Annotated in this window: 4 protein-coding genes; 2 read left to right on the forward strand and 2 right to left on the reverse strand. The window is 69.0% G+C overall.

Annotated elements, in window-relative coordinates:
* Together C461_RS14520 and C461_RS14525 are read left to right on the forward strand one after the other, a co-directional pair.
* On the forward strand, positions 1-2,081 hold a 2,081-nt coding region (locus C461_RS14520), incomplete at its 5' end, for a PAS domain-containing protein (RefSeq protein ID WP_008002531.1).
* A gap of 102 nt (positions 2,082-2,183) precedes the next feature.
* Positions 2,184-5,135 carry a DEAD/DEAH box helicase gene (locus C461_RS14525; protein ID WP_193365815.1) on the forward strand — a complete coding sequence of 984 codons (2,952 nt, stop codon included), beginning with the start codon at positions 2,184-2,186 and terminating at the stop codon, positions 5,133-5,135.
* Positions 5,136-5,489: 354 nt separating this feature from the next.
* Here C461_RS14525 and C461_RS14530 read toward each other — a convergent pair whose 3' ends face one another.
* Both C461_RS14530 and C461_RS14535 read right to left on the reverse strand, forming a co-directional pair.
* Positions 5,490-6,113 carry a hypothetical protein gene (locus C461_RS14530; RefSeq protein WP_008002534.1) on the reverse strand — a complete coding sequence of 208 codons (624 nt, stop codon included), beginning with the start codon at positions 6,111-6,113 and terminating at the stop codon, positions 5,490-5,492.
* A gap of 2 nt (positions 6,114-6,115) precedes the next feature.
* Positions 6,116-6,906, reverse strand: a 791-nt coding sequence (locus tag C461_RS14535; protein ID WP_008002536.1) for a His/Gly/Thr/Pro-type tRNA ligase C-terminal domain-containing protein, incomplete at its 5' end; no start/stop codon positions are given.

Raw genomic sequence — 6,906 nt, forward strand, 5'->3', positions numbered from 1 at the left:
TGTATAAGAGACAGGAGGAGATCCGCGACAAAACGCCACGGGAGCTGCTGGGCGACGAGCAGGGGACATCGGTCGCCGAGAACTACCGCCGCTGCGTCGAGGCCCGCGAGACGATCGAATACGAGGAGTCGCTCGCGCTGCCCGGTGGACGGAGGGAGTGGCAGACGAGACTGAGCCCGGTCGTCGAGGACGGGTCGGTGACACAGATCGTCGGCGTCGCTCGGGACATCACAGAACAGAAAGCGCGGGAACGAACGCTCCAGCAGATCAAAGACCGCCTCGAACTCGCGGTCGAAGGCGCCCAACTCGGCATCTGGGACTGGGACATGACCACCGACGAGGTCGAGTTCAACGAACAGTGGGCCCGGATGCTCGGACACGAACCCGACGAGATCGAACCGCACCTCGAGGCGTGGGAACGTCGCGTCCACCCCGATGATCTCCCCTCGGTCCAAGACGCTCTGTCGGAACACCTCGCCGGGGAAACGGCGTACTACGACACGGAGCACCGGATGCGTACGGCGACCGGCGAGTGGAAGTGGATCCGCGACGTGGGGAAGGTCGTCGAGCGCGACGGGGAGGGAGAGCCGGTGCGGGCGGTCGGCATCCACCTCGACGTCGACGATCAAAAGCGACGAGAAGCGGACTTGGAACGCACTCGAGCCCTCATCGAGCGGACCCAAGGGAGCGCGTCGATCGGTTGGTGGGAGGTCGATCTGGCAGACGGGTCGCTCACGTGGAGCGACGAGGTGTATCGCATCCACGGGGTGCCGGTGGGCGAACCGATCGAGCTCGAGGAGGCCATCGACTTCTACCACCCGGACGACCGAGCGATCATCGAGACCGCGTTCGACCGGCTGACCGAGGAGGGAGAACCGTACGATCTCGAACTGCGGATCGTCACGCCGTCCGGGCGAACCCGATGGGTCAGGGCGATCGGCGATCCGCGGCTCGACGACACGGGGGACGTCGTCGGTGCGTTAGGGCTGTTCCAAGAGATCACGGAGCGGAAGGAGTACGAAATCGCCCTCGAGTCGACCCGCGAGGAGCTTCGGAAGATAATCGATCTCGTGCCGGACCTGGTCTTCGTGAAGAACCGCGACGGCGAGTACCTCTTGGCCAACGAGGCGACGGCGGAGGCGTACGGGAAGACGCCCGATGAGATCGAGGGGCGATCGGAGGCCGACATCATCCCGAACGCCGAGGACTCGGCCGAGTTCCGACAGGACGACTTGGAGGTGATCGAGTCGGGCGAGCCGAAGACGATCGGCGAGGAGACGCTGACGACGGCGGCCGGCGAAACACGCATCCTGCAGACGGTGAAGATCCCCTACAAGGTGCCGGAAACGGGAGAAGACGCCGTTCTGGGATACGCCCGCGACGTGACCGAACTCAAGGAGTACGAGCGGACGCTCGAACAGCAGCGGGACAGCCTCACCTTACTCAATCAGGTCGTCCGACACGACATCCGGAACCAGCTGATGGTCGTCGAGTCGTACACCGAACTGCTCGAAGACTCACTCCCCGACGACCAGAGTCGAACGTACGCGCGGACGGTCATCGGGGCGGCGAAGCAGGCGACCGAGATCACCGAGACGGCCAAAGACGTCACCGACGTGCTGCTACAGATCGGCGCCGACCGGACTCCGATGAGCCTCCGCGACGAACTCTCCGGACAGATCGAGAAGATCCGCTCGGACCAGGACCGGGCGACGGTCTCCGTCGACGGGCCGATCCCCGACGTGACGGTATTGGCGGACGACCTATTGGAATCGGTGTTCCGGAACCTGCTCACGAACGCGGTCGTCCACAACGACAAGGAAGTGGCCGAAATCGAGGTTTCGACGCGGATCGTAGCCGATTCTGTGCGCGTGTCGATCGCCGACAACGGCCCCGGTATCGCGGATAGACATAAAGAACAGATCTTCCAGGAAGGCGAGAAGGGCCTCGAGAGCGGTGGGTCGGGGATCGGGCTCTACCTCGTCAAGACGCTCGTCGACAAGTACGACGGCGACGTCTGGGTCGAGGACAACGAGCCGACGGGCAGCGTGTTCGTCGTCGAACTCCCGATCGTCGACTGAACGGACCCGGCGCCTCTCGCGGACGCGTGCGGCCTCGATCGCCCGGATCTCGCACAGCGACGACCTTAATCGGCCGAGCGCCCAATGTCCGACGATCACGTAATGCAGGACCCGTCGGGAATGGACGCGTTCGCGCACCTCGGGAGCGAACTCCGCGAGGCGCTCTCCGAGCAGGGGTTCTCCACGCCCACCGAGCCCCAGCGCGAGGCGATCCCGCCGCTCGCCGAGGGAAAGAACGCGCTCGTGCTCGCCCCGACGGGGACCGGAAAGACGGAGACCGCGATGCTCCCCGTCTTCGACGCCATCGTTGCAGCCCGCGACGCGCCGGGCGACCAGCCCCGCGATGGGATTTCGGCACTCTACATCACGCCGCTCCGGGCGCTCAACCGCGATATGATGGACCGGCTGGAGTGGTGGGGCGACCGCCTCGACGTCGCGGTCGCGGTCCGCCACGGTGACACGACCCAGTACGAGCGGTCGAAGCAGGCGGACGACCCGCCGGACGTGTTGATCACCACGCCCGAGAGCCTCCAGGCGATCCTGACGGGCTCGAAGATGCGACTCGCCCTCGAAGACGTCGCGCACGTCGTGATCGACGAGGTCCACGAGCTGGCCTCCGCGAAGCGCGGCGCCCAGCTCACGGTCGGGCTCGAACGCCTCCGTCGGGTGGCGGGGCCGTTTCAGCGGATCGGGCTCTCGGCCACCGTCGGCACCCCCGAGGAGGTCGGTCGGTTCCTCGTCGGGAGCGGGAAGCGTGACCCCGACCGCCCCGGCGACCGCGAGTTCGAGATCGTCGAGGTCGCCGCCGGCAGCCGGACCGACGTGCGGGTGCTCGACCCCGAGATCACCGATCGCGACGCGACCCTCGCCGGAGAGCTGGCCGTCGACGAGACGACCGCGAGCCACGTCCGGACGATCCGCGAGATCGTCGCCGACCACGAGTCGACACTGGTCTTCGTCAACACCAGACAGACCGCGGAGGCGCTCGGCTCGCGGTTCAAGGCGCTCGCGGAGCGAGAGCGAGAACGAGAACGAAACAGCGCGGACGGCGACGCGGGCGACGAACACGCGGCCGATCTCACCGAGATCGAAGTCCACCACGGCTCGCTCTCGAAGGAGGTTCGGATCGACGTCGAGGACCGGTTCAAGTCGGGCGAGCTCGACGGGCTCGTCTGCACCTCGTCGATGGAGTTGGGGATCGACGTGGGCCGCGTCGACCACGTGGTCCAGTACGGGAGCCCCCGCGAGGTCGCTCGGCTGCTCCAGCGCGTCGGCCGGGCGGGCCACCGCCGCGATCTGGTCTCCGAGGGGACCGTCGTGACGCAGGGCGGCGACGACACCCTCGAAGCGCTGGCGATCGCCCGGCGCGCCGACGCCGAACTGGTCGAGCCGGCCGCGATCCACCACGGGAGCTTAGACACGGTCGCGAACCAGATCGTGGGCGTCGTGATGGACGAGGGCGACGTACACGCCCGGGAGGCGTACGAGACCGTCACGAGCGCGTACCCGTTCCGGGACCTCTCGGAGCCGACGTTTCAGGAGATCGTCCGCGAGTTGGACGGCAACCGCCTGCTGTGGCTCGACGAGGCGTCGGACACCCTCGAGAAGTCCGGCGGCACGTGGCAGTACTTCTACGCGAACCTCTCGATGATCCCCGACGAGTCGACCTACGGGGTGTACGATATGTCCTCGCGGCGTCAGATCGGTACCCTCGACGAGCGGTTCGTCGTCAACTTCGCCGGACCGGGCGAGACGTTCGTCCAGCGCGGCGAGCTGTGGCGGATCACGGAGGTCGACGAGGAGGAAGAGCGCGTGAACGTCACCCCGATACCGGACCCGACGGGCGAGGTTCCCTCCTGGGTCGGCCGGGAGATCCCCGTCCCGAAGCCCGTCGCCGAGGAGGTCGGACGGATTCGGGGCGAGGCCGCCGCGGCGCTCGACGCGGGATCGACGCCCGAGGCGGTCGCGGGCGATTTCGCCGATCGGTACCCCACCGACTCGGATACGGTCGCGGCCGCCCTCCGGTCCGTCGTCGACCACGTCGAGGCGGGCCACCCGGTCCCCACGGATCGCCGGGTCGTGATCGAGGGGAGCGCCCGGACGGTCGCGGTCAACGCCGCGTTCGGCCACGAGGTGAACGAGACGCTCGCGCGCCTGCTCGCGGCGCTCGTGGGCCAGCGCACGGGGTCGTCGGTCGGGATGGACGTCGACCCGTACCGGATCGAGTTCGAGGTGCCCCACGGCGTCGACCCCGGTACCTTCCGCGAGGTGCTGGAGACGACCGATCCCGATCGACTGGAGGCGTACCTCGAACTCGCCCTGAAAAACTCCGACGCGCTCAAGTTCACGCTCGCGCAGGTCGCGGCCAAGTTCGGCGCGGTGAAACGCTACCGGGAGGGCCGCGGACGGTTCGGCGGGGACCGCCTGCTCGCCGCCTTGGAGGACACCCCCGTCTACGACGAGGCGCTCCGGGAGGTGTTCCACGCGGACCTCGCGGTCGCGGCGACCGCCGACGTGCTCGCGGGGCTCCAGTCGGGAGCGATCGAGTGCGAAATCGCCCGCGAGCGCACCCCGCTCGGCACGGCCGGGCGCTCCGCGGGCACCGAGTTCCTCGTCCCCGAGAACGCCGACGCCGACGTGATCGAGACGATCCGCGAGCGCATCCGGAACGACCGGGTGATCCTCTTTTGTCTCCACTGTGCCGACTGGCGGCACACGACGAAGGTCCGCCGGGTTCGCGACCAACCGGAGTGCCCGGAGTGCGGATCGACGCGGATCGCCGCGTTGAATCCGTGGGACGACGAGACGGTCGCGGCGGTCCGCGCGCCCGAGAAGGACGACGAGCAGGAGCGGCGCACGAAGCGCGCGCACCGCGCGGCGAGCCTCGTGCAGACGCACGGGAAGCAGGCGGTGATCGCGTTAGCGGCCCGCGGGGTCGGCCCGCACAACGCCGCGCGGATCATCAACAAACTGCGGGAGGACGAGACCGAGTTCTACCGCGACGTGATGCGACAGGAGCGCGAGTACGCCCGGACGCAGTCGTTCTGGGACTAGATCGATAGGTCGATAGATAGACGGATCGGAGCGGGGGTGTCGTCGGGGGCGAATCCCGTCGGGTGACCGGAACGAATCGGGACGAACGAGACCGTGGCGCTCGCGTATTTATAAGTGGGTGGGCGGACGGCTCGCTGCGCTCCTCGCAGTCACCTGGTTGTTCCACCCCTCTCCCGCCCGCACCGCACCTCACGCCTCCCCAGCCTCGTCGCTGGCGCTTATAAGCGCCAGCGACTCCCTCGCGCTCGGATTCGCGCCTTATAAAGGCGCTCACCGGAGCGCGCCACCGCCACAGATCGTCGTTTCGTGTCACAGCCTCCCACCCGGTGCGCCCCCGTTCGGGGCGGCTTCCCCCTACCCGACGACCGTCAGCGCGAGCAGCATCCCGGCGGCCGCGGCGGGCGGGATGGTGAGGTTGTCGTCGACGGCGACGCCGCGGATGACCGGCGGGAGGCCGTCGGCGACCGCCGCGAGCGCGCCCCCAGTGACGGCGGCCGCGACGCCGGCGAGGGCGCCGTACGCGGGCACCACGAACGGCACCGCGATCGCGGTGCACACGAGGAACATCGCGATCCAGACCGTCGGCCGCTTCGGCTCCGTCGCCTCGTTGTCGCCGAGCGCGCCGCTCACGGGGTCGCCGAGCGACAGCATCCACATCGCCGGGATCGCGAGGGTCGGTCCGAGCGCGAGGGCGACGGCGGTCATGCTGATCTGATACAGCGCGTACCCCGCGACGCCGTCGGCCTCGTACTCGCGGACCAACGCGTCGTACAGCGGGGCGAGCGGGCCGACCGATCCGGTCAGCCGAAGCACCTCCAAGACGGCGACGACCGCGAGCGCCGCGACGAGGAGGTATCCGGTCTGCTCCCACGAGAGCCAGCCCAGCAGGTACGGGACCGGGTACAGCGTCCCGCCGGCGTGGACCAGCCGGCGCTCGAACTCCACGCGCTCGCGCCACGCCGCCGCGGGCGGCGACACGTTCAGTTCGTCTCCACGTCGGTCTCGACGCGCTCGTAGCCGTCGAACACCGACTCGAACTCGTCGCCCGCGCGGAGCGCGGCCAGCTTCCCGGCCAACTCGTCGGCGGACACCCGGACCTGCGCCGCGGAGTCGCGCTCGCGGACCGTGACGGTGTCGGGCCCGTCGCTCTCGATCCCGTCGCGGTCGACGGTGACGCAGAACGGCGTGCCGACCTCGTCCTGCCGTCGGTAGCGCCGCCCGATCGAGCCCGAGTCGTCGTACGTGACCGCGAGCCCGGCCGCGCGGAGGTCCGCGGCCACCGCGTCGGCGAGGTCGACGAGCCGGTCGTCGTTCGTCACCAGCGGGAAGACGGCGGCGTCCTGCGGGGCGACCTCCGGCTCCAACGCGAGGTACGTCCGCGCTTCGTCGTCGACCTCGTCCTCGGTGTAGGCGTGCGCGAGCAGGGTCTGGACCGTCCGGCCGACGCCGAAGGAGGGCTCCACGACGTGCGGCGTGATGTGCTCGCCGCTCTCGGTCACGGTCTCGACCGAGAAGTTCGCCACGTCGGCGTCGACCTCGACCTCACGGGCGTCGGTCGCGTCTCCGTCACCGATTTCGACGGTGACGGACTCGCCCGCGAAGGCGTCCGGGTCGCGCTCGGCGAGCGTTTCGAGGGCGTCGGCGACCGCGGCGGCGTCGCCGCCGAACTCGGGGCCGAGCGTGGCCATGTCCGGGTCGACCGTCGCGCGCTCGACCGTCTTCGGCTCGTCGTACCGCTTGAAGATCTGTCTCTTATACACATCTCTGATGG

The sequence above is a fragment of the Halorubrum aidingense JCM 13560 genome (genome assembly GCF_000336995.1).
Lineage (GTDB): Archaea > Halobacteriota > Halobacteria > Halobacteriales > Haloferacaceae > Halorubrum > Halorubrum aidingense.